Origin of the sequence: uncultured Megamonas sp., assembly GCF_958438645.1 — a bacterium.
GTDB lineage: Bacteria > Bacillota > Negativicutes > Selenomonadales > Selenomonadaceae > Megamonas.
On record NZ_CAUBSM010000001.1, the window covers coordinates 43,521 to 67,768 of the forward strand.

Below are 24,248 nucleotides of genomic sequence, written 5' to 3' on the forward strand. Positions count from 1 at the left end.
ATCAACCTACCCCAATGCGTTCAGAAGGATATCCTATTTTAACTTTTTTGCGATTACGCATAGCTATTGCCATCAAAAAAGTCAATACTCCTAAACGACCAATAAACATTATTAAAACTAACATTAATTTACCATAAATTGTTAAACTAGATGTAATACCTGTAGATAATCCTACTGTAGCTAATGCCGATGTAACTTCAAACAATATTTTTATAAATGAAAAATCTTCTGTCAAACATAAAAACATTGTCCCTAAAACTACTAAAGCTGCTGCTATATAAAAAATAGCCAATGATTTTACAATCAAATCATGTTCAATACGTCTTTTAAACAATGTAACTTCTTCATTGCCACGAATAATAGAAGTAACCGTTGCAAATATTATCGCAAAAGTTGTAGTCTTTATCCCACCACCAGTAGAACCAGGAGATGCACCTAAAAACATCAATATGATGAGGAAAAACAATGATGCTTCATGTAAAGCTCCTGTATCCATCAAAGTATATCCTGCTGTACGTGCAGTCGTCGATAAAAAGAAAGTTCCTATCAACTTATGCCACCAATCCCAATTGCCAATTGAATCTGCATTATTATATTCTAAGAAAAATAATACAATTGTACCAACTACTAATAAAATTAATGTCGTTAACAGTACAACTTTTGTATGCAAAGAAAACTTTTTCCAATCATGCTTTTGATAAAGTTCTACCGTTACGCCATAACCTATACCGCCTAAAATAATCAACAAAGCTATGACAATACAAAATAGTGGATCTGTATTATATCTAAAAATATTTGTACCACCAAAAATATCAAAACCCGCATTACAAAATGCTGATATCGAATGCCAAAAAGCCATATATATCCCATGTATTCCATAATCAGGATAAAGTCTAAACGATAATACTACGCCACCCACAAATTCAATACATAAAGTAGTTTTGACCAATAATTTAATTAATTTTACAACGCCCCCGACAGTCAACCTATTCAATGATTCTTGGGCTATCAATCTACTTCTAAGTTGAATACGCTTTCCCAAAATCAAGGCAAATACTGTCGTCATTGTCATTACTCCAAAACCGCCAATTTGAATCAATATAATAATTACTAATTGCCCAAATGTAGAAAAATATTGACCAGTATCCACTACAATTAAACCAGTAACACATACAGCTGATGTTGAGGTAAATAAGGCATCTACAAAAGATAGCGAATTACCATCTTTAGAAGCCATGGGAAGCATCAATAAAAATGCTCCCACCAATATCAAGCCTAAAAAAGAAAATACCAACACTTGATAGGGGCTTAACATCAATAGCCAATTATTAATACTCTTGGGAATTTCTGCTCGTTGCAATATTTATTCCTCCTAATTATTCACTAACTGCAATACCCAAAAAGCAAAAAAACCAATGATACCTCCGACAATAGAACCATTTAAACGAATCCATATCATATCTGTTTCTACTTTGTCATAAACTAATTCATTTAATTGCTTATCTGTTAATCCCTCTAAAAATTTACGTGCTAATTCTAAGATTACATCTTCACCTTTTAAAGCACTGCGATGAACAACATCCAATACGAAACGATTAATTTTCGATTTAAATTCATTATTAGTATTTAATTTTTCAATACATCTATCAATTTCTTCTGCAAATATATGCTCTATAGTTTGATAAAGTTTATTGCTCTTATTACCACTAGCCAATAAATATTCACAGACATTGCGAATTGAATTTTGCACAATTTTTTGCACTACACCCATATCAACAAAATTGTCACGTAAATTTTCTAAACTATTTATCCAATTTTCATCTTCACGAATACCTTTTAAAATAGATTCATACAAATCTATAAAATTCGCATATAATTCGCTATCTTTATCACTGACTTCTTCCAATAAAGTCAAAATACGCTCATGTATTATCAATGATAATTCTTCTGGATCTAAAGCATTTGTCGCTAAGGCAAGTGATAACATCAATCCACCTAGACCACTTCCATATTGCTTTTGATAATTTTCTATAAAAGCATCTATCTTAGCTTTACCATCTCTGCCAGCAAAATAGCCTTTTAATAGATTTATACTCTTATCTACAGCTAATTGACTATTCTCCGATTTTAAAAGAATATCTATCAATTTATTAGACAGATTACTCATAGACTCTTTTAATATTATCTGAGCTAATTTTTCACTATTTTTAGCAGCTACTTTGGAAGCATCTACTTCGGAAATTTTTTGCAATAAAAAATGCATTACTTCATTTAACACATATTGTTTATTCTCTGGTTTTTTTATCCATTTCAAGCCCCAAGATAATAAATCAGCATTGCAGATACGTCTATAAATTTTTCGCTTAGATAAAAACTCTGTCTGCAACATCTTCACACAAGAATTTATAAACGCATTTCTACGTCTTGGCAATATTGCTGTATGAAAAGGAAATCCGAGTGGCTTTTTAAATAAAGCTGTTACTGCAAACCAGTCTGCTATTCCACCAACTAAACTTGCTTCACTACAAAATAATAACAATTCAAAAATAATATACTGCGGATATAATGTCTTCAGTGCCAAAACTACTAAAAAACAAATAAATAATACGCATAATGTTTTATCTGCCTTATTAAATCTGTCCATCAACCACACATCCTTTCTACAACAAAGGATATTACATACAATCCCATACCGGCAATAGCACCGACTACAGAACCATTTATACGTATCATCTGAAGGTCATCGCCCACACGTTTTTCTACCAAATCCACAAATTCCTGCTGTGAATATTTCATCAACTCATCTTTAATGTAATCTAAGCCCCATTGTGAATTATTTTGGATTATCTTCGTTATTGTATTAATAAAAAAATTATTTAATCTAGCTTGCATTTTATCATCCACAGCTAGTTTTTCAATAATACCATCAATATAATCTTCTATCTGTTTCCATAATTGTTCTCTATTTTCATTATTTTGACAAAAACTATCTATCAAAGATACTAAATGATCACTAAAATCAAATTTCTTAACAAAGAAATAATGTTCTAATTGAGCTACTTTTAATTTATAACCACTTCGCTTGCCTAAACTTTCTATTTTTTCAGCAAGAACAACTTTTAAATGTTCACGTTCTTTACTGTCATAATCCAATAATAAATTAGTATATTCATCTATTTTATCATTTAATTTTTGCGTTAAATTTTCACTAGATAAATCCACCATATCAAACATAAAACTGCGTTTTTGACTATCACCAATGTATTTTTGTTTAATTATAGATACATTATCGTCAATCATTTTATGTAGACTATCTTTTGCCAATAAATTAGGCATTATAGCCCTAACCATTTTTATGAGATAATCTATACATCTATCACCTGCTGGTGTTTTGATAAAAGCTAACAAAAACTGAATGATAAGTCTTGCTATATTAAAGTTTTTGCGACGACTTTTCAACGCACTTGCCAAAGAATAACCGACTTTTTTAGTATCTAGTGAATTAATTACCTGCATAACTAATTCTTTTAATGCTACTTTGGCCTTTTCTTTGCCACCTCTTTGAGCATACTCTACTACCATCATTGCCATATTATAATTTTTGACATTGCTGATGATATAATCTGGATTTAATAAATCTCTACCAATAAATTTTACTAGTTCATCCATGATACGCTCACGATTTCGAGGTAAAATTTCTGTACGATAGGAAATAAATCCAAGAGGTTTTCTAAATAAAGCTGTTACTGCAAACCAGTCTGCTAAACCACCAATCAAAGCTGCTAAAAAGCCATGATTTAACAATAAACCCCAAAAAGAATTTAAATTATATGTAGCTATAAATCCTAAAAACATGATGACTAAAACCAATGTAGCCTGCGTTTTTTTCGACATAGTAAACCTCCCTTTCCCAAATGATATACAGTTATTATACCGCAAATGTAAATTTTATAAAATATTTTCAGTAAATTAACTACTATATTAAACAGAAGTCAAACAAAAATAAAGATTATTCAAGCTAAATAAATCAACTTAAATAATCTTTATTTCATTAAATATCATAAGATATAACTAAATTTATAATTAATAATTTAGGACAATCTCATTTTAAAATCTTCATAGCCAAAAGATTTTACTACTTCGATAGTATCATCTTCATGTAAAACGGCAATATCTGGAAGTGGCATACCATTGAAAGTATTATTTTTTACCATGGAATAAATAGCCATATCACAGAAGATAATTTTATCGCCAACTTTTAAAGGTTTATCAAAAGAATATTCCCCTATGATATCACCTGCAAGACAAGTAGGACCACCAAAACGATAAGTATATGCTTTCTCGTTTGGTTTTCCTGAATTAATTACTTTTGGTCTATATGGCATTTCCAATACATCAGGCATATGACAAGCAGCAGAAGTATCTAAGATTGCAATATCTATATCATTATGAATAAGCTCTAATACTTCGCTAACTAAATAACCAGCATTTAATGCCACAGCTTCACCAGGTTCTAAATAAATTTCTAAATCATATTTTTCCTTCATATGATTAATGCAATTTATCAAAAGTTCAATATCATAATCTTCGCGAGTGATATGATGTCCACCACCAAAATTGAGCCATTTTAAATCATATAAATATTTGCCAAACTTCGCTTCAATAGCATCTAAAGTAGTTTTTAAATCATCAGAATTTTGTTCGCAAAGCGTATGGAAATGAAGCCCTTTTAAGCCTTTTAATTTTTCTGGTTCAAAATTATCAAGTGTAACGCCTAAGCGAGAACCTTTAGCACATGGATCATAAATAGCATGGCCTTCTTGTGTAGAACATTCTGGATTAATGCGAATACCACATTCTTTGCCTTTGGCTAAAGCTATATCTTTATATTTTTCCCACTGATTAAAGGAATTAAAAATTATATGGTCGCAAATCTCCACGATTTCAGCAAAATCTTTTTCTTTATATGCTGGGGAAAATATGTGATTTTCTTTACCTTTCATAAATTCATGAGCCAATTTTGCTTCAAAAATTCCACTTGCTGTAGCACCTTTTAGATATTTGCCAATCATAGGATAAAAATAAAACATGGAAAAAGCTTTTTGAGCAAGTAAAATATGACAACCTGTTCTATCTTGTACCATTTTTAAAACTTCAAGATTTTCACGAAGTTTTTTCTCATCCATGACATAACTAGGAGTTGCTACACTTTGTAATTTTTCTTCTAATTTCACTAAATCACTTCCTTAAAATTAATAATTTAATACATTATAATCTTTATTCTCTTTAAAATCCTAATTTATTTAAATAAGACAGTACACCAATGGCATACTGTCTTATTTTTATTGATAAATAAATTTTATTCTACTAAATCAGGGTTGAAGCTTTCTTTCCATGGAAGACCCCATTTATTAAGAGCGTCCATAAATGGATCTGGATCAAATTCTTCAATATTATATACACCTGGTTTTTTCCATGTGCCGTTCATGATAAGCATTGCACCAATCATTGCTGGAACACCAGTTGTATAAGAGATTGCTTGAGAGCCAACTTCTTTATAGCATTCTTGATGGTCGCAAACATTGTATAAATAATATGTTTTATCTTTGCCATCTTTTTTACCTTGGAAAATACAGCCGATATTTGTTTTGCCTACTGTGCGAGGGCCAAGGCTAGCTGGATCTGGAAGTACAGCTTTTAAGAATTGAAGTGGCACGATTTTATGACCTTCAAATTCGATAGGTTCGATAGAAGTCATACCTACATTTTCTAAACATTTTAAATGAGTTAAATAAGACTGACCAAAAGTCATGAAGAAACGAATACGTTTGATGCCTTTGATATTTAAGCCCAAAGATTCAAGTTCTTCATGATGGAGTAAATACATGTCTTTTTCGCCAATTTCTGGGAAGTTGTACACGCGTTTTATTTCCATAGGTTTGGTTTCTACCCATTTACCATCTTCCCAGTAGCTACCATTAGCAGAAACTTCACGAATATTGATTTCAGGATTGAAGTTTGTAGCAAATGGATAACCATGGTCACCTGCATTACAATCCAAGATATCAATATAGTTAATTTCATCAAAATGATGTTTCATTGCATAAGCAGAGAATACGCCTGTTACACCTGGGTCAAAACCACTGCCTAAAAGTGCAGTAATTCCAGCTTTTTCAAAACGTTCACGATAAGCCCATTGCCATTTATATTCAAATTTAGCAGTATCTAATGGTTCATAATTTGCAGTATCCACATAATGAACTTTAGTAGCAAGACAAGCGTCCATGATTGTTAAATCTTGATATGGAAGAGCTAAATTGATTACTACATCTGGTTTAAATTCATTGATTAAATTAATAAGTTGATTTACATCATCAGCATCTACTTGAGCTGTAGTAATTTTTGTTTTGCCACCGCTTAATTTTTCTTTTAAAGCATCACATTTGCTTTTTGTACGGCTAGCAATACAGATTTCTTCGAATACATCACTATTTTGACAACATTTATGGATAGTAACACTTGCTACGCCACCACAACCAATAATTAGAGCTTTACCCATTTGGCAAATTCCCCCTTTTATAATAATTTTTATTTATTATTTATATTATAATCTAAAGCCAATAAATATTCACGTAATAATTTTAAAGCCGTAGCAGTAGAGATACCACTTTGATCATATGGTGGAGATAATTCTACCATATCACAGCCTACTACATTGCATTTATTAGCTACTAAATTCATAGCACGACGAAGTTCATCAAAAGATACTCCACCAGCCTCTGGTGTACCAGTACCCGGGAATACAGCTGCATCTAATACATCTAAATCCACGGTAAAATAAACAGGTTTTCCTTTTAATTTCTCTACAACATCTTTTAAACCTACAAAATCAAAACGTCTAGTCTGTACATGCTCTTTGCCCCAAGCAAATTCAGCACGTTCACCACTTCTAATACCGAATTGATAAATTTTATTATCACCAACGATATCCCATACACGATGAAGCACTGTAGCATGAGATAATTTAGCTCCTAAATAATCATCACGAAGGTCAGCATGTGCATCAAAATGAATGATATGCAAATCATCATATTTTTCTGCTACAGCACGCACACTGCCTAAAGTAACTAGATGTTCGCCACCTATCATAAGTGGAATTTTACCATCATCTACAATCTGACGAGTAAAATCTTCAATATCTTTTAGTGCATTTTCCACACTGCCAAAAGGAAGTTCTAAATCTCCGCCATCAAAAACATAGGCATCTTCTAAATCTAAATCAAGATATGGGCTAAAAGTTTCAAGACCATATGATTCTGCTCTCATAGTACGACTAGCAAAACGAGTCCCTGGTCTATATGAAGTCGTAGAATCAAATGGTGCACCAAATAAAACTATCTTCGCTTCATCATATTCTCTATCACAACCTAAAAATGTCTCAATGTTTTTCTTCAACATCTTCCATTAATTCCTCCACATAATTTGGTAATGCAAATGATGCATTGTGTAAGTTCGCATTATAATAGCGAGTTTTCAAACCTAAAGCATTCCATCTTTTAGCATCAAAATCTAAAACTGGATGATACTTTTTGGACGCAAAGCCAAATAACCAATGACCAGATGGATAAGTAGGGATATGTGCTTGATATACTCTACTTATAGGGAAAGATTTTACAATGCGTTGATGAGCTCTTTGCATAGCAAAAGCATCTTCATCATAAAATGGGCTTTCATGCTGATTTACCATAATGCCATCTTCTTTTAATGCTTTATAGCAATTTCCATAAAATTCCTTAGTGAATAAACCTTCCCCTGGGCCAAATGGATCTGTAGAATCAACGATAATTAAATCATATTCATTATCACAATGGCGAATGAATTTCAAGCCATCTTCAAAATAACAATGCAAGCGTTCATCATCAAAACTGCAAGCTGTCTGTGGTAAATATTTACGGGAAATATCCACAACACGCTCATCAATTTCTACTAAATCAACTGACTCTACATTTTTATAACGCAATAATTCACGAGCAGTACCACCATCACCGCCACCTATGATGAGCACTCTCTTAGGATTAGGATGCACTGCCATAGGTACATGAACTATCATTTCATGATAAATGAATTCATCTTTTTCAGTTAGCATTACATAGCCATCTAATACCATCATGCGACCAAATTCTTTAGACTCAAAAATATCTATACGTTGAAACTCAGTCTGTTCAGAATGAAGTTGTTTATCAATCTGAATAGAAAACTTTACATACGGTGTATGTAATTCACTGAACCATAAATCCATTTATCTATCACTCCTTAATTACATTTAAACGTTTTATTTCCATATCTTCAGGGCCTGTCATAGAACAGCCTTTATCTTTAGCATAGTGAATATATTCTAAAATCTCTGGTGTAATTAATTCCCCTGGTGCCAAAATCGGTATTCCTGGTGGATAACACATTACAAATTCACTGCATACTTTACCACAGCTTTCATCTAATGGTAAAGATACTTTTTCACTATAAAAGGCATCTTGCGGTCCACACATTACTTTAGGGCTGATATATTCAGCTTCTAACATGCCCTTATGGTCTTTTTTATAATTTCTGCGAATTTCAGCTAACGCACTTACTAAGCGTTCAATATCTTTGGCTCTATCACCGACTGATACATAAGCTAGTAGATTGCCGATATCACCAAATTCTGCTTGAATATCATATTCATCACGCAATAAATCATATACTTCAATACCAGCAAGACCTACAGGTAATGTATAAATAGCTAATTTAGTAGTATCAAAATCAAAAACACTATCACCATTTATCTTTTCATCAGCATAAGCATAATAATCGCCGATATTATTGATTTCTTGTCGTGCATAATCAACTAAATCAATTACAAAATCGAATATTTCACTGCCATGTACGGCTAAATTAGAACGAGAAATATCAAGACTAGACATCAATAAATATGAACCACTTGTAGTTTGTGTCAAATTTATAATCTGATGAACATAACCTGCTTTTACATTTTTGCCAGTGAGCAAAAATGAACTTTGGGTAAGCGAACCACCTGATTTATGCATACTTACAGCAGCCATATCAGCCCCTGCATGAATAGCAGCTACAGGCAATCGTTTATTAAAATAAAAATGTGTTCCATGTGCTTCATCAGCTAATACTAACATATTATGTTCATGAGCTACTTTTATAATTTCTTTTAAATTTGAACAAATGCCATAATATGTTGGATTATTTACTAAAACTGCTTTGGCATCTGGATTTTCTCTTATCGCTTTTTTTACATCTTCAACTGACATACCAAGTGATATACCAAGTTGTTTATCCATTTGCGGATTAATATATATTGGAATAGCTCCACACAAAATCATTGCATTTATAGCACTGCGATGAACATTTCGCGGTAAAATAATCTTATCTCCACGCTTACATGCTGTCAAAATCATTGTCTGTACAGCTGACGTAGTCCCACCTACCATGAAAAACGCATGCTCTGCTCCAAAAGCATCTGCTGCTAACTCCTCAGCTTCTTTGATTACCGAAACTGGGTGACATAAATTGTCTAATGGTTTCATTGAATTTACATCTACAGATAAACATTTCTCGCCTAAAAAATTTAACAAAGCTTTATTTCCTCTACCTCTTTTATGCCCTGGCACATCAAAAGGTACTACACGCATTTTTTTAAATTTTTCTAAAGCTTCCAAAACAGGCATTTTCTTTTGTGCTTGTCTATCCAATAATTTCACCAACCTTCTTTAATCAATCAAAATATACAAAATTTCTAAAAAACATTTGTACCACTAAAAATCTCTAACATCTCCCGACGCAAACGATTGCTTATTTCCAATCTTGTTTTTGGTGGTATCTCATAGATATCAGTATTAAATAAGTAATTACTTAATTCTGGCTCTTTAATCAACATTCTTGTATGAAATAAATTTGCCTGATAAACATTTATATCCATTGCATCATAATTCAATAAAGTATCTGGCATAATATAATCTTGAATAGATGTTATCTTATGATCCATAAATAATTTTCTACCACTGACATCACGTGTAAAACCTCGCACACGATAATCCATGGTTATTATATCAGAATCAAAATTTCCAATTAAATAATCAAGTGTACTAAGTGGAGTAATTTCCCCACAAGTAGAAACATCTATATCTACTCTAAATGTAGCAATACTTGTCTCTGGATGATATTCCGGATACGTATGCACTGTAATATGACTCTTATCCAAATGACCTAAAACAGTTTTTCCTTTTACACTATCCTCTAAAACATCATCATTTTTAGCTAATCGCATATTTTCATCTGCTAAAAGAATAGTTACGCTGGCACCTTGAGGATCATAATCTTGACTAGATACATTAAGAACTCTAGCACCTATCATTTCTGCTACATTTGTTAAAATCTTTGTCAAACGTTCCGAATTATATTGTTCATCTATATATTTAATATAGTCATGTTGTTCTCTAGGTGTTTTGGCATAGCAAACATCATAAATATTAAAGCTCAAAGACTTTGTCAAATTATTAAATCCATACAATTTAAGTTTTTCGGCCACTTACCATCGTTCCCTCTTTCTTTTATATCTATGTCTTTTTAATCGTTATTTCTTTCGGATTTTTTATCGTAAATCCATGTCCGGTTACTTCCGATGTATCAGTAATAATCATAAATGCTGTAGGATCAATAGCTGACGCTATCAATTTTATTTTACTAACTTGAGTTAAACTTACTACTACAAAAATAACTTTTCTATCTTTTCTACTATATGCACCTTCACCATGCATAAAAGTAACACCACGTCCTAAATATTGCATAATGCTACCTGCCATGAGCTCTGCAAACGGCGATACAATAATTATTAATTTCTTTCTATTAAAACCTGCTACTACTTTATTAGTTATTTCACCTACAATATACATATTAATCAATGTATATAAACCAATGGAAACATTAAATAATACTATACCAACTAAAATAATAATCAGATTAAAACCAAATACTACTGTTCCTAAATCAAGAGAATAATATTTTTTAATAACGGCTCCTAACACATCGAAGCCACCACCATTAGAATTAGCTCTAAATACAATACCACAACCTATACCTACAAGTACACCACCAAAGACAGAATTAAGTATAGGATCTTCTACAATGTGATAATTACCGATAAAACTTGTCGCATCAATGGCAATAGATAACATCACTGTTCCAATAATCGTATCTATTGCATATAATTTACCAAAAACTCTATATGCTAAATACACAATTGGAATATTATATACTATCAACTGTAAACCGATTGGCAAATCAATGAGATAATAAACAATAACAGCAATACCACTAAGCCCACTAGCAAGCAATTTTGCAGGAATAATAAACGTACTATATCCCAGACCTGCAATCAACGAACCAATCAATATTTTGAAATAACGCCAAATATGCGTATTTGCTAATTCTGAAATATGTTTCATCTTTCTCCTCCTGTTAAAATTTTAAAGTTATGTAAATATCGGCAAAATGTATTTTAACATATTTAATTTATTATTTGTACCATTTTCACATAATCTTAACAATACAAAAATAAAGCTATTTTTTATCAAATAAACATATTCCAGGCAATCTAAAAATTATTTTTCATTTTTCTTTATAAATCAACATCTAATTTATATTCTCGCTTACACTTCCTATTATTTATTTTAACTTATCTAATTATATAAAGCTATTCTAAAAAAAATTTATTTTTATTTATATATTGAAATTGATTATCATTTATGTTATATTAAGTATAAGCTTTTCCTTGACTCTCCAATTATGATATATATACAAGCAAAAAAGGCACGATATAACGTGTCTTTTTTTGTTATTTTAAAATATATATTTGCTAAATAAAAATTTTTATAAATTAATTTGTTTTAGGTATTGAAAATCATTATCATTTATGTTATATTAAATACAAGCTTTTCCTTAGCTCTCCAATATAATATATACACACAAAAAAAGACACGAAAAAACGTGTCTTTTTTTGTATTTATATTGCATTTACTTCATATATTATTTATAAACTCATTTATTTAAATCTTCTACCGCTTGACCTGCACCCATTATAGCAACTAAAGAATGTTCAAAAGTCAAGGCACCTTGAAGATATACATTATATGGTTCACGAATAGGGCCATCTGCACTGAGTTCAATAGAAGCACCTTGTACAAAAGTACCTGCTGCCATGATAACTTGATCTTCATATCCTGGCATATCCCAAGGTTCTGGAGCTGCATAAGAATCAACTGGAGAATATTTTTGAATTCCCTGACAAAAAGCAACTAATTTTTCTTTGCTACCCATTTCAATAGCCTGAATAATATCATTTCTCTTTGTATCTGGTGCAGGTAATGTTTTAAATCCTAATAAATCAAAGAACGCAGCGGCAAAAATAGCAGATTTTACAGCCTGTGCCACTACATGAGGAGCTAAAAACAAACCCTGGAATAATAAGCGATTATTTGCAAGAGAAGCACCAAGTTCTGCTCCCATACCTGGAGCAGTCATACGATAAGAAGCAAGCTCTACTAAATCTTTTCTACCTACAATATAGCCACCTGTCGGTGCAATCCCGCCACCTGGATTTTTAATTAAAGAACCTGCTATGATATCAGCACCTACTTCAATAGGTTCTTTTGTATCCGTAAATTCACCGTAACAATTATCTACATAACAAATACAATCAGGATTGATTGCTTTGACAAATTTGCAAATTTCACCAATTTCATCAACGCTTAAACTTGGACGCATCATATATCCACAAGAACGCTGAATAACTACCATTTTTGTTTTTGTAGTGATTTTTTCCTTAGCTACTTCAAAATCAACTCTGCCATCTTTTAAAGGAACTTCATCATACAAAATGCCAAATTCTTTAAGTGAACCAGGACTATCAGTTGCATAACCGATAACTGTCTGCATAGTATCATATGGTGTGCCTGTGATATAAATCAATTGATCACCAGGACGCAATATACCAAATAAAACAGTAGCTAAAGCATGTGTACCAGATACAAATTGAGTACGCACTAAAGCCGCTTCTGCTTTAAATACTTCTGCATACAATTCTTCGATTTTATTTCTACCAATATCATCATAGGCATATCCAGATGTAGTATTGAAATGTGCTTCAGATACTTTTACTTTTCGCATTGCATCAAGAATTTTTAAAGTATTGACTTCTGCAATTTCATCAGGACGTGCAAAATATTCTTTACATAAAGCTAAAGCTTTTTGTCTAGTTTCAATAATTTTTTCAGAAAATGCCATTTTTTTCTCCTACTATTCTTTTTTATTAATTATCCAATATTTATTTTACTTATAATATTAATTTTATGTTAGCAATAAAAAATAAGCTGCTTAATATTAAGCAGCTTATTTTTTATAATGTCCGTTAAGACCATTAAGCACGCTGGATTTTACCAGAACGCATGCAGCTAGTGCAAACATTAACACGTTTAACTTCACCGTCAACAACAGCACGTACACGCTGAATGTTTGGTTTCCAAGTGCGTTTAGTTTTTAAATGAGAATGGCTTACATTCATTCCTGCTCTTTCACCTTTAGCGCAGATTTCGCAAACATTTGCCATTTAGCACACCTCCTTAAGGAATGGAAGATAGAAAATAATTACTAAGTCATGAACTGCCTTCTATAATAATAACCATAATTTGCATTATATATTATTATAGTTGACTTCTTGCTTCATCAAATTCGTTACCTACTATCTCCACAAGCTTAAATTCGGGTTGTTCGTGCCCTATTGTCTTGACGACTACATATTTATTATATCTAATAAAAATCATGTCGTACTTTTAAAAAACACAGTGCTAACATTATATCATAGAAAGAATTTAAATTGCAAGCATTTTATTTACATATATCTCTATTTATCTGCCCAATTACTTGTAAATCAATACAATTCGTGCTATTGTAGTAACATAATTATTTAAATAATAAAGGCGGTTATTTTATGGTAAAAATCTGTTTCAGCCAAATTGATGTTGAACCAGGTCATCCTGACCTAAATGTAGAGCGTATGCTTCAAGCAATTGCTGAAGCTAAAAAAAATAATACAGATATTATAATTTTCTCTGAAATGTGTATCCCTGGATATTTATTAGGTGATACTTGGGAACAAACAGCATTTTTAAAGGATTGCTTGAGCTATGGTGACGATATTATCGCAGCTTCTCAAGATATTTGTATCATTTTTGGTAATATTGCTGTTGACTGGGATAAGAAAAATACTGATGGTCGCGTTCGTAAATATAATGCTTTATATACAGCCTATAATGGTAAATTAATCAAACCTGAAAAATCTCCATATCCATTTGTCATCAAAACTCTATTTCCAAATTATCGTGAATTTGATGATAGTCGCTATTTCTTTAGTCTTCAAAGTTTAGCTAATGAATTAAAAACTGATTTGACTGATATTTTATCTCCTGTAAAAGTAAATATCAAAGGTCAAGATTTAAATTTAGGCTGTATCTTATGTGAAGATGGTTGGAGTGATGATTATGCTTTTGCTCCAATTGATATACTCTGTCAGAATTATAAATTAGATATGTTGATCAATATATCTGCCTCTCCTTATACTTTTGGCAAAAATAATAAACGCCATCGTGTATTCGCAAAACAAGCAAAAGACAATAATATTCCTTTAATATATGTAAATAATATTGGTATTCAAAATAATGGTAAGACTATTTATACTTTTGATGGTTCTAGTACTGTTTATGATGAAAACGGAAATATCATTGCAGCTTGCCCTGCTTACGAAACTAAAAATAATTATATAGAATTACTTCATAATAATACTTATAATCCACTTCCAGTACCTCAAAAAGATGATATTTCTAATATTTATCAAGCATTACATTATGGTATCAAAAAATTCCTTAAAAATATTCATATGCAAAAGGTAGTCATCGGTATCTCTGGTGGTATTGATTCTGCCGTTGCCTCTGCTCTTTATGCAGATATCTTAGGTGCTGAAAATATTACTTTAATTAATATGCCTAGTAAGTTTAACTCTGCTACAACAAAAGGTCTTTCTAGCCAATTAGCTAATAATCTAGGCTGTAATTATGCTATCGTGCCAATTCAAGAAGTTGTTGATTTTACTGTAAATCAATTTGAGCATACCGATATTACTAATTTAGCTACTAATGATGTTCATAAGGTACAAGTATCTTCTTTTGTCAAAGAAAATATCCAAGCTCGTGACCGCTCAGCTCGCATTTTAGCTGGCATGGCAGCTAGCATTGGTGGTGGCTTTACTTGTAATGCCAATAAAGCAGAAACTACAGTAGGCTATTCCACTTTATATGGTGACCAATCTGGATTTTTAGCTGGTCTTGCCGATTTATGGAAATATCAAGTATATGAATTAGCACATTATCTAAATGAACATGTATATAAACGTGAGGTAATCCCTCAAGGCATCATTGATATCGTTCCTAGTGCTGAACTTTCTAGTGAACAAGATGTAGATGCTGGCAAAGGCGATCCTATTAAATATCCATATCATGATTATCTATTCCGTGCTTTTGTCGAAAGCTGGCAAAAAATCACTCCAGAAGATATTCTTCTTTGGTATAGTGAAAAAACGTTAGAAGAACATATTGGTTGTGAAACAGGTCTTGTAGATAAATATTTTGCTACAGCTAAAGATTTCATCAGCGATTTAGAACGCTGGTGGAATTTATTCACAGGAATGGCTATAGCTAAACGCATTCAAGCACCACCTATTTTAGCTATAAGTCGTCGTGCTTATGGCTTTGACCATCGCGAATCTCAAAATGGCCCATATTATACAAGAGCATATAAACAATTAAAAGCTAAACTATTAGGTGATAACTTATGAGAATAATCACAGGTTCAGCTCGTGGGGCAAAATTAAAAGCCCCTAAAGGGCAAAATACACGACCTACAGCTGATAGAATAAAAGAATCTTTATTCAATATATTAGGCTCTTTTATTTATGATAAAAATGTTTTAGATTTATTTTCTGGAACTGGTAATTTATCTTTAGAAGCACTCAGCCGAGGTGCTAATCATGCCATTATGGTAGATTGCTCATTAGATAGTATCTCTGCTATTAAATTTAATGCTACACATACAAAACTCATAGATAAATCTACTATTTTAAAAGCTGATGTATTTTCTACGATAAAAAAATTACATCTAAAGCAAAAAAAATTTGATATAATATTTTGTGACCCACCATATCATCAAGATTTATGCTTAAAAGTTTTGCAAATGCTCCATGAATATCCTTTATTAACTGAAGATGGTATAATTATCATGGAACATGCTATTGAAGATAATCTTCCTTCAGATTTTCACCAATATACTTTATTGCGTAATCAAAAATATGGTTCCACTACACAAATCAGTATTTATGAATTAAAATCAAATAAAAGTGAGGATTAACTTATGACTATTGCTATCTGTCCTGGAAGTTTTGACCCTGTAACCAATGGGCATATTGATATATTTGAACGAGCTTCTAAAATGTTTGATGAAGTAATTGTCGGCGTTTTCAATAATATAAATAAACATCCTTTATTTACAGTTGATGAACGTGTGGCATTATTAAAGCAAGCTACTGCTCATATACCAAATGTTAAAGTCGATTGTTTCGCTGGTCTGCTCGCTGATTATGCACATCAAAAAAATGCTCATGTAATTGTTCGCGGTCTACGCGATGCCAATGACTTTCTCTATGAATTTCCACGTGCTATGCTCATTAAAAACATGGCTCCAGATATTGAAAATATCTTTTTGACTACTGATAATAAATATTATCATGTATCTTCATCTGCAATTCGCGAATTAGCACAATTCGGTGGAGATATCACTCATTTAGTTCCTCATTGTGTAGAACTCGCTATTCATGAAAAAATCAAACGAGTACCTACATCAATAAAATAATTATAAATTATAGAGGTAAAATTATTATGGATTTATTAGACTCCCTTAATGAATTACAAGAACTTGTAGCTAATTCCTCTCGCTTTCTTTTAACTAATAAATGTTTAGTAAACGAAGAAGAACTCATTCGTCTTATAGATAATATTCGCAAAGAATGGCCATCTGCACTAAAAGAAGCAGAAGAAATCAATGCTAATCGAGATAAAATAATCGAAGATGCCCGTACAGAAGCAAAAAATATCATTGAACAAGCAAAAGTATATGCTCAAAAGAAAGCTTCTGAAAATGAAATCACTTTAGCTGCTGAAGCTAAAGCTAAAGAAATCTTAGAAAAAACATATAAACATTCAGAATCCATGCGTAATGATTCTGTTCAATATGCTGAACAAGTATTTGACCATATGAGTGTTTATATCCAAAACATTTTAAATACTGTTCAAGTAGCTAAAAATGGACTTCAACATGTAGGAATTCCTGAAAAAGAAGAAACTGACGAAAAACAAAAAACTACTGAACAATAAAATTGATTATTACTTGTATATATTATATTTTAAAGCTACTGTATAAAAAACAATCTTTCTTATACAGCAGCTTTTTTCATGAAGAAAGGATATTAAATTGATTAAATTAGACCCTTCTATTTTACAAACCGTTACTAAACCTGCTCGTTATACTGGCGGTGAATTAAATGCTGTACACAAAAATCATGATGAAGTAGATTGTCGCTTTGCTTTATCCATGCCTGATGTTTATGAAGTAGGTATGTCTAATCTAGGTTTAAAAATTCTCTATGAAGTATTAAACGAACGTCAAGATACTGTAGCTGAACGCGTTTATGCTCCTTGGCTTGATATGGAAGCTAAAATGAGAGAACATAATATACCGCTCTATGCTTTAGAATCTTTTACACCAATCAAAGAATTTGATTTTGTCGGCTTTTCTCTTCAATATGAAATGATTTACACCAATGTCTTAAATATGTTAGACTTAGCCAATATTCCACTTTGGCAAAAAGACCGTACAGAAGATGATCCATTCATCGTCGGTGGTGGCCCTTGCGTATATAATGTTGAACCTGTAGCTGATTTCTTTGATTTCTTTGTCATTGGTGAAGGTGAAGAAGTTTTAAATGAAATTGTAGAAACTTTTATCACTTGGAAAAAACAAGGTAAAATTGGTGGTAGACAAGGATTTTTAAAAACACTTGCAAAATTAGATGGCATCTATGTTCCTTCATTATATGAAGTTCATTACAATGAAGACAATACTTTTAAAGAAATTTTGCCTCTTTGCCCCGAAGCAAAACCTGTAATTAATAAACGTGTAATCAAAAATTTCCGCGACTCTTTCGCTATCAAAAAACCAGTATTGCCTTACATTGAAATTGTTCATGATCGTGTAATGCTTGAATTATTCCGCGGTTGTACTCGTGGTTGTCGCTTCTGTCAAGCTGGTATATCTTATCGTCCTGTACGTGAACGTACTGCTGATCGCTTACGCACTATTGCTAAAGAAATGCTCGATAACACTGGTTATAATGAAATGAGCCTCACTTCTTTAAGCTCTGCTGATTACTCCTGTCTTGGTGAAATCGTAGATGACCTCATGGAAGATTACAAAAATGAACGTGTATCTTTCTCTTTACCATCGCTTCGCATTGACAGTTTCTCTATTGACCTTGCTCATAAAATGCAACAAGTACGCAAAAGCGGTTTGACTTTCGCCCCTGAAGCTGGTACCCAAAGATTACGCGATGTAATCAATAAAGGTGTTACGGAAGAAAATCTCATGGAAGCAACTGGAGCTGCTTTCCGTCATGGTTGGAAAACAGTAAAATTATACTTCATGATGGGCCTGCCAACTGAAACTGATGAAGATATCATCGGCATTGCTGAACTTGGTGCCAAAGTTGCCAAATTATATCGCTATATCACTAAACGCCGTGATATTCGCGTTACAGTCAGCGTATCTTGTTTTGTACCGAAACCATTTACGCCATTCCAATGGTTCCCGCAAAATACTCTCGAAGAGTTCCAACGTAAACAACAATTATTAAAATCTCATATCACTGATCGCTCTATTCAATTTAACTATCACACAGCTACAACTAGTATTTTAGAAGGTACTATCTCTCGTGGTGATAGACGTCTTAGCAAAGTAATCTATCAAGCATGGTTAGATGGAGCAAAATTTGATGGTTGGAGCGAAGAATTTAAATACGATGTTTGGATGAACGCTTTTGCAAAATGCAATATTGATCCATATTTTTATAATATGCGTGAATATAAATTTGATGAAAAACTTCCTTGGGAACATACTACTCCAGGTGTTAGCAAAAAATTCTTATTGCGTGAATATGAAAAAGCTACAAAAGGCGAATTGACTAGAGATTGTCGTCATGGTAATTGCAATGCCTGTGGAATTTGCCCAACACTTGGCACTGACATGGATACTATTAAATAATTATCTATTAAGTTTATGGAGGCTTTTATTAAATGATAAAATATCGCTTAGAAATAACTAAAGGCGAGTCTGTAAGATATATTTCCCATCTTGATTTTGCATCTTTAATGCAACGTGCTATTTGTCGTGCACATCTTCCAGCTGCTTACTCAGAGGGCTTCAATCCTCATATGAAAATATCTTTTGCTTCTGCCTTATCTGTAGGCATAACAAGTGAAGCAGAATATATGGATTTAGAATTAAAAAAAGATATTTGCCAACCTGAGTTATTCGATAAACTCTCTAAAGCATTACCACCAGGAGTAAAACTTTTACGAGCTAAACAAATTGATATGCGTGCTAAAGCATTGATGTCCATCGTTGATGAAGGTTCTTATTTTATATCTTTACCTTGTAAAGATGATTTAAATACAATAACAAATGCAATTGAAAAATTTAATCAAGCAAAAGAAATTATCATTATTCGTGAAACACCTAAAAAACGTAAAGAAATAGAAATCAAACAATATCTTCCTAAAGCTATGAAATATACTTTAAAAGATGATACTTTAAATATTTCTTTAAATATAAAAATCACATCTACTGGTACTACAAAACCAAATGAAGTCTTAGATGTATTAAAAAATGAATATAAATTAAATATCGCTGTAGAAAATGCCTTAGTTTGTCGTACAGGATTATATAATCAAGGAAAAGCTTTAATAGATGTAGATTAAGAAAAAATCTCTTAATATATTTTATTAATATATTAAGAGATTTTCTTTATTCTTAATTTATTTCTAAACAAAAAAAGGATTTTCAAAAATTATCACGAAAATTAATAATATAAGAAATATGAAATAAAACTTTATGTCCTATCATAAGGAGGTTTTTTTTATGAGTAAAATTAATAAAATCCTAGTTCCTGTAGATGGTTCCGACAACGCTTGTAAAGCAGTTGACCAAGCAATTTCCTTAGCAGAAAAAGCTGGGGCATCTCTTGAATTTGTTTATGTATCTAGCCATATCAATGAACACATTCCTAGTGATATCGTTTTTGATCGCATTTGGGAAAAACTTCCAAAAAATGTTACTGCAACAAAACATGTTGAAACTGGTTCTCGTCCAAAAGCTATCATTCGTGTAGCTCAAGAAACTAATTCCGATATTATCATCATGGGTAGCCGTGGTCTTGGTATCTTTAAAGGTGCTCTTATCGGTAGTGTAAGTCAAAAAGTCATTGAAGATTCTCCTATTCCTGTAATGGTCGTAAAATAATCACAAATTATTTTTTAGTTAGGGGATTTTTCTGATGATTCAAGCTTATAAATCACATACACCAAAAATAGCCAAAACAGCATATGTTCATCCAAGTGCTGTAATCATCGGTGATGTTACTATTGGAGAATATTCTAATATTTGGCCTGGTGCTGTACTACGTGGAGATTTACAACCTATCGTTGTCGGTGATTATACAAATATTCAAGATAATGTAACCGTTCACGTAATGAGCAATGCACCTACTTATATTGGCAACTATGTTACCATCGGCCATAATGCCGTTATTCATTGCAGTAAAGTCGGCGATAATACATTAATCGGCATGGGTGCAATATTACTTGGATATTCTGAAATCGGTCACAATAGTATTATCGGGGCTGGCTCACTTGTTACCGAAAATAAAAAATTACCAAATAACTCCATGTTATTTGGCTCACCTGTAAAAGTAATCCGTGCTTTAAGAGAAGATGAAATTGAAGCACTTCATGTATCAGCTTTACATTATAAACTTTTAGCTGATGGATACAAAGAATAAAAATAGGAGTTGTCTTTTATGCGAGAAAGAACGTTGGTATTAATTAAACCTGATGCTGTAGTAAATTATCATATTGGAAATATTATCAGTCGTTATGAAAAAGAAAAATTCGATATTGTAGCTATGCGAATGCTTGAAATGGATGATTGCATAGCTTCCAAACATTATGCTGAACATGTGGGTAAACCTTATTATCAACGTTTAGTGGATTTTATGGCTTCAGATAGAATTGTCGCTCTAGTAGTCGAAGGTGAAAATGCTATCGAACGAGTTCGTGAAATCCATGGTAAAACAGATCCTACTTTAGCAAAACCAGGAACTATCCGCAGTGATTTTGCACTTTCTAAAACTGTAAACTCTGTTCATGCCTCCGATAGTCCTGCTAGTGCTGAACGTGAAGTTCATGTATTCTTCAGCGAAACAGAAATTTATATACCAAACCATGATATCGACTTTAGCGTATATGATGGTGATTGATTAAAGGAGAAAATATGTCTATTTGTACAAAAACAGGCGATAAAGGTACTACTTCTTTATTTACTGGAGAACGCGTTGCCAAAAATTCATTGCGTGTACAAGCTTATGGTACTGTTGATGAAGTAAGTTCTGCACTTGGTCTTGCTAGAGCTTTTGCCCAAAAAGAAGAAGTTAAACAACTTTTATTACAATTAGAACAAACTAATCTAAAATTAATGGCTGATTTAGCTAGTATTACTGATAAATATTATATAACCAATGAAATTATTTCTAATATTGATCAAAAAATTATCGAATTCGAAGCTAAATTACCAGCTCTTACAGCATTTATTATGCCAGGAAATACACAATCCGGTGCATTTTTAGATTTAGCACGTACTACTACGCGTAGAGCCGAAAGAGAAGTTTTAACTTTAGCTGAAAAAGAAGCAATTAATGAAAATGTAAAAATTTATTTAAATCGTTTATCTGACCTTTGCTTCCTTCTCATGCGTGTAGAAGAAGAATTATAATAAAAAATCCTATTGCTAAAAATTTTAAGCAATAGGATTTTTATTTTTGCATTAATACAGCTCTATTTTTGAGTAAATATTGTGTACATAAGCCAATAAATAAACCTGTAATCATTGCTGATAATAATAGCCATAGTAAATACATCATAATCGCTAAAGTCTTTGTTATAAATACTGCTACAATTATTTGTCCTATATTATGTGCACAAGCTCCCAACATACTAACTATAAAAATATATTTTTCTCCCACTTTATCATGTAATATAGCCATTATTATAAAACAACAAATACCGCCAGCTAAACTATACATTATAGCCATAAGATTGCCACTAAATACACTACCTAAAATAATTCTAGCCATCAATACCAATAATGCTTCTTTTGCTCTATATCTATAAATTACATATAAAGTCACTATATTTGCTAAACCTAATTTTATACCTGGAAGTGGCAAAGGATTTGGTATCTGTAATTCTACAATAAATATACTCAGTGCAATAGCAGTCAATAAAGATAATTGCACTAAATTTTTTGTCTTCATCACTATCACCTAATTCGCCGTAGCATCAATTTTTTCATCATCATTTACATATTGAATTACTAAATGATTGGGCAAACACACTATAGGAATAAATGCTGATTTTAAAATTCCCATATTTACACATATTTTATCAGGACAATCAGCTTCAATTATGCTTATCTTTTTATCTTTTATTTGAATTATATTTTTATGACCTTGAAAATCTACCTGTATTAATTCATCTTCACTTTCATCTAAATCCAAAGTATAAATTATATTTCCATCTTGAATTATCTCCACTGTATTTGTTTTTTCGGCAAAACTATTTCTTAAACCAATAAAAACAGCAATAAATATAATCACTAAAACAATACATATTACTGATTTATTAATATTGTTCATAAAGTTACCACCACCATATGATAATCTTTATATTTATCTTGCAAAGTAAAACTATCAACTAATTTTTCAGTTATATATATTTTTTTATCATCAGTAATCAATATCATCTCAAATGCATCATTTTCATCTTTACTTTGCTTCCAATAATTAATGGCTTCATCTACTCCCATTACAAATAATGCTGTGGATAAAGCATCACCTAATTTTCCTTGTTTCGTCACAATCGTTACGGAATTAATATGCTTATCTGCTGGTTTTCCTGTTTTTCCATCTAAAATATGCCAATATCGTTTATTATCTTCACCGATAAAATATCGCTCATAATTTCCTGAAGTTACGATCGCACAATCCGCTAATCTTAAAATACCTATATAATCTTGACTATTAGGTGATTTAAGGCCAATAGTCCATAAATCACCATTTTGTTTTGTTCCCAATAATTGAACATTACCACCTAAGTTTATTAAGGCAGACGATATATTATTTTCCTTCAAAATTTTTATGATTTCATCACCTATATATCCTTTAGCTACTGCTCCTAAATCAATCTGCATACCTTCTGGCAGATATATTTGATTTTCTTTTAAACTGACTTTCCTATAATCTACATAATTTAATAAATCTTTTATTTTTGTTTCATCAGGTATTTGGTATTTTCCTGTAGTAAAGCCCCATTCTCTAAGCACTGGATATATAGTCGGTTCTAAAGCTCCGTTTGTCTTTTCTGCCATCTGTAAGGCAAATAAAACTACATTTTTAGTATCTTCACTTAACTTTATATTTTGTTCTTGATGATGATTTACTTTATAAATTTCACTATTTTCATCAGTAACTGATAATAATTTTACTAATTCATATATTCTCGTTTTTATTTTCTCATTTAAATCCAATGGATATAGAGAAGGTTTTTCATATATCACCCATGAAATTTGCGTATCCATTGCTAAAATAGTATCTTTTTCTATTATCGTTTTATTTTCTATGAATATTTTATATGTACCAAAAATAAGAAAGGACAATATAATCACTACAAAAATATATAATTTTTTCTTCATCATTG

Annotated in this window: 23 protein-coding genes and 1 pseudogene; 9 read left to right on the top strand and 15 right to left on the bottom strand. The window is 31.7% G+C overall.

What is annotated here, in order from left to right; translation table 11 throughout:
- Position 1: 1 nt before the first annotated feature.
- The 12 genes from Q5I67_RS00215 to rpmB form a co-directional block, all read right to left on the bottom strand.
- Positions 2 to 1,360 carry a TrkH family potassium uptake protein gene (locus tag Q5I67_RS00215; RefSeq protein ID WP_302485986.1) on the bottom strand — a complete coding sequence of 453 codons (1,359 nt, stop codon included), beginning with the start codon at positions 1,358 to 1,360 and terminating at the stop codon, positions 2 to 4.
- Positions 1,361 to 1,372: 12 nt separating this feature from the next.
- Positions 1,373 to 2,644, bottom strand: coding sequence for a DUF445 domain-containing protein (locus Q5I67_RS00220; RefSeq protein WP_302485987.1), 1,272 nt, complete (start codon positions 2,642 to 2,644; stop codon positions 1,373 to 1,375).
- Positions 2,644 to 3,894 carry a DUF445 domain-containing protein gene (locus tag Q5I67_RS00225; protein ID WP_302485988.1) on the bottom strand — a complete coding sequence of 417 codons (1,251 nt, stop codon included), beginning with the start codon at positions 3,892 to 3,894 and terminating at the stop codon, positions 2,644 to 2,646. The genes Q5I67_RS00220 and Q5I67_RS00225 overlap by 1 nt, the downstream gene beginning before the upstream one ends.
- A gap of 197 nt (positions 3,895 to 4,091) precedes the next feature.
- A complete protein-coding gene (gene nspC / locus Q5I67_RS00230) occupies positions 4,092 to 5,234 on the bottom strand; it encodes a carboxynorspermidine decarboxylase (RefSeq protein ID WP_302485989.1) in 1,143 nt (380 codons plus the stop codon).
- A gap of 125 nt (positions 5,235 to 5,359) precedes the next feature.
- Positions 5,360 to 6,559, bottom strand: coding sequence for a saccharopine dehydrogenase family protein (locus Q5I67_RS00235; RefSeq protein ID WP_008538479.1), 1,200 nt, complete (start codon positions 6,557 to 6,559; stop codon positions 5,360 to 5,362).
- A 29-nt stretch (positions 6,560 to 6,588) separates the two neighbouring features.
- The gene (gene speB, locus Q5I67_RS00240; RefSeq protein ID WP_302485990.1) at positions 6,589 to 7,458 is read right to left on the bottom strand and encodes an agmatinase; all 870 of its coding nucleotides are present in this window, start codon (positions 7,456 to 7,458) and stop codon (positions 6,589 to 6,591) included.
- Entirely contained in the window at positions 7,439 to 8,299 is an 861-nt protein-coding gene (speE, locus tag Q5I67_RS00245) for a polyamine aminopropyltransferase (RefSeq protein ID WP_015562656.1), read from the bottom strand. Before speE ends, speB begins: the two co-directional genes overlap by 20 nt.
- Before the next feature lie 7 nt (positions 8,300 to 8,306).
- Complete coding sequence (locus Q5I67_RS00250) at positions 8,307 to 9,734, bottom strand: aminotransferase class I/II-fold pyridoxal phosphate-dependent enzyme (RefSeq protein ID WP_302486185.1); 1,428 nt, start codon at positions 9,732 to 9,734, stop codon at positions 8,307 to 8,309.
- A 68-nt stretch (positions 9,735 to 9,802) separates the two neighbouring features.
- A complete protein-coding gene (gene speD, locus Q5I67_RS00255) occupies positions 9,803 to 10,594 on the bottom strand; it encodes an adenosylmethionine decarboxylase (protein WP_296898839.1) in 792 nt (263 codons plus the stop codon).
- A gap of 28 nt (positions 10,595 to 10,622) precedes the next feature.
- Positions 10,623 to 11,510 carry a YitT family protein gene (locus Q5I67_RS00260; RefSeq protein WP_302485991.1) on the bottom strand — a complete coding sequence of 296 codons (888 nt, stop codon included), beginning with the start codon at positions 11,508 to 11,510 and terminating at the stop codon, positions 10,623 to 10,625.
- A gap of 592 nt (positions 11,511 to 12,102) precedes the next feature.
- Positions 12,103 to 13,347, bottom strand: a complete 1,245-nt coding sequence (locus tag Q5I67_RS00265) for a methionine gamma-lyase family protein (protein ID WP_296898836.1) — start codon at positions 13,345 to 13,347, stop codon at positions 12,103 to 12,105.
- Between the two features lie 133 nt (positions 13,348 to 13,480).
- A complete protein-coding gene (gene rpmB / locus Q5I67_RS00270) occupies positions 13,481 to 13,669 on the bottom strand; it encodes a 50S ribosomal protein L28 (RefSeq protein WP_008538486.1) in 189 nt (62 codons plus the stop codon).
- A 381-nt stretch (positions 13,670 to 14,050) separates the two neighbouring features.
- On the opposite strand from rpmB, the gene nadE reads away from it, so the two are divergent.
- The 9 genes and pseudogenes from nadE (at position 14,051) to Q5I67_RS00315 (ending at position 22,266) form a co-directional block, all read left to right on the top strand.
- Positions 14,051 to 15,949, top strand: a complete 1,899-nt coding sequence (gene nadE, locus Q5I67_RS00275; protein ID WP_302485992.1) for an NAD(+) synthase — start codon at positions 14,051 to 14,053, stop codon at positions 15,947 to 15,949.
- Positions 15,946 to 16,518 carry a 16S rRNA (guanine(966)-N(2))-methyltransferase RsmD gene (rsmD, locus tag Q5I67_RS00280; RefSeq protein WP_302485993.1) on the top strand — a complete coding sequence of 191 codons (573 nt, stop codon included), beginning with the start codon at positions 15,946 to 15,948 and terminating at the stop codon, positions 16,516 to 16,518. The genes nadE and rsmD overlap by 4 nt, the downstream gene beginning before the upstream one ends.
- Before the next feature lie 3 nt (positions 16,519 to 16,521).
- Positions 16,522 to 17,019 (top strand): pantetheine-phosphate adenylyltransferase, encoded by a 498-nt coding sequence (gene coaD / locus Q5I67_RS00285; protein ID WP_296898960.1) that lies wholly within the window; start codon positions 16,522 to 16,524, stop codon positions 17,017 to 17,019.
- Positions 17,020 to 17,045: 26 nt separating this feature from the next.
- Positions 17,046 to 17,540, top strand: coding sequence for a hypothetical protein (locus Q5I67_RS00290; protein WP_296898961.1), 495 nt, complete (start codon positions 17,046 to 17,048; stop codon positions 17,538 to 17,540).
- Positions 17,541 to 17,637: 97 nt separating this feature from the next.
- Positions 17,638 to 20,198 (top strand): annotated as a pseudogene (locus Q5I67_RS00295) (TIGR03960 family B12-binding radical SAM protein).
- Positions 20,199 to 20,358: 160 nt separating this feature from the next.
- Entirely contained in the window at positions 20,359 to 20,739 is a 381-nt protein-coding gene (locus Q5I67_RS00300; protein WP_296898962.1) for a universal stress protein, read from the top strand.
- Positions 20,740 to 20,773: 34 nt separating this feature from the next.
- On the top strand, positions 20,774 to 21,277 hold the full coding sequence (locus Q5I67_RS00305; protein ID WP_302485994.1) for a gamma carbonic anhydrase family protein: 504 nt from the start codon (positions 20,774 to 20,776) through the stop codon (positions 21,275 to 21,277).
- A gap of 18 nt (positions 21,278 to 21,295) precedes the next feature.
- Entirely contained in the window at positions 21,296 to 21,754 is a 459-nt protein-coding gene (gene ndk, locus Q5I67_RS00310) for a nucleoside-diphosphate kinase (RefSeq protein ID WP_302485995.1), read from the top strand.
- A 14-nt stretch (positions 21,755 to 21,768) separates the two neighbouring features.
- Complete coding sequence (locus tag Q5I67_RS00315; RefSeq protein ID WP_302485996.1) at positions 21,769 to 22,266, top strand: cob(I)yrinic acid a,c-diamide adenosyltransferase; 498 nt, start codon at positions 21,769 to 21,771, stop codon at positions 22,264 to 22,266.
- A gap of 40 nt (positions 22,267 to 22,306) precedes the next feature.
- Here Q5I67_RS00315 and Q5I67_RS00320 read toward each other — a convergent pair whose 3' ends face one another.
- From Q5I67_RS00320 to Q5I67_RS00330, 3 genes are read right to left on the bottom strand one after another with little or no spacing between them, the layout of a single operon-like run.
- On the bottom strand, positions 22,307 to 22,807 hold the full coding sequence (locus Q5I67_RS00320; RefSeq protein ID WP_302485997.1) for a Gx transporter family protein: 501 nt from the start codon (positions 22,805 to 22,807) through the stop codon (positions 22,307 to 22,309).
- A gap of 9 nt (positions 22,808 to 22,816) precedes the next feature.
- Positions 22,817 to 23,188 (bottom strand): NusG domain II-containing protein, encoded by a 372-nt coding sequence (locus tag Q5I67_RS00325; protein ID WP_302485998.1) that lies wholly within the window; start codon positions 23,186 to 23,188, stop codon positions 22,817 to 22,819.
- Positions 23,185 to 24,129, bottom strand: coding sequence for an FAD:protein FMN transferase (locus tag Q5I67_RS00330; RefSeq protein ID WP_302485999.1), 945 nt, complete (start codon positions 24,127 to 24,129; stop codon positions 23,185 to 23,187). Before Q5I67_RS00330 ends, Q5I67_RS00325 begins: the two co-directional genes overlap by 4 nt.
- Positions 24,130 to 24,248: the final 119 nt, after the last annotated feature.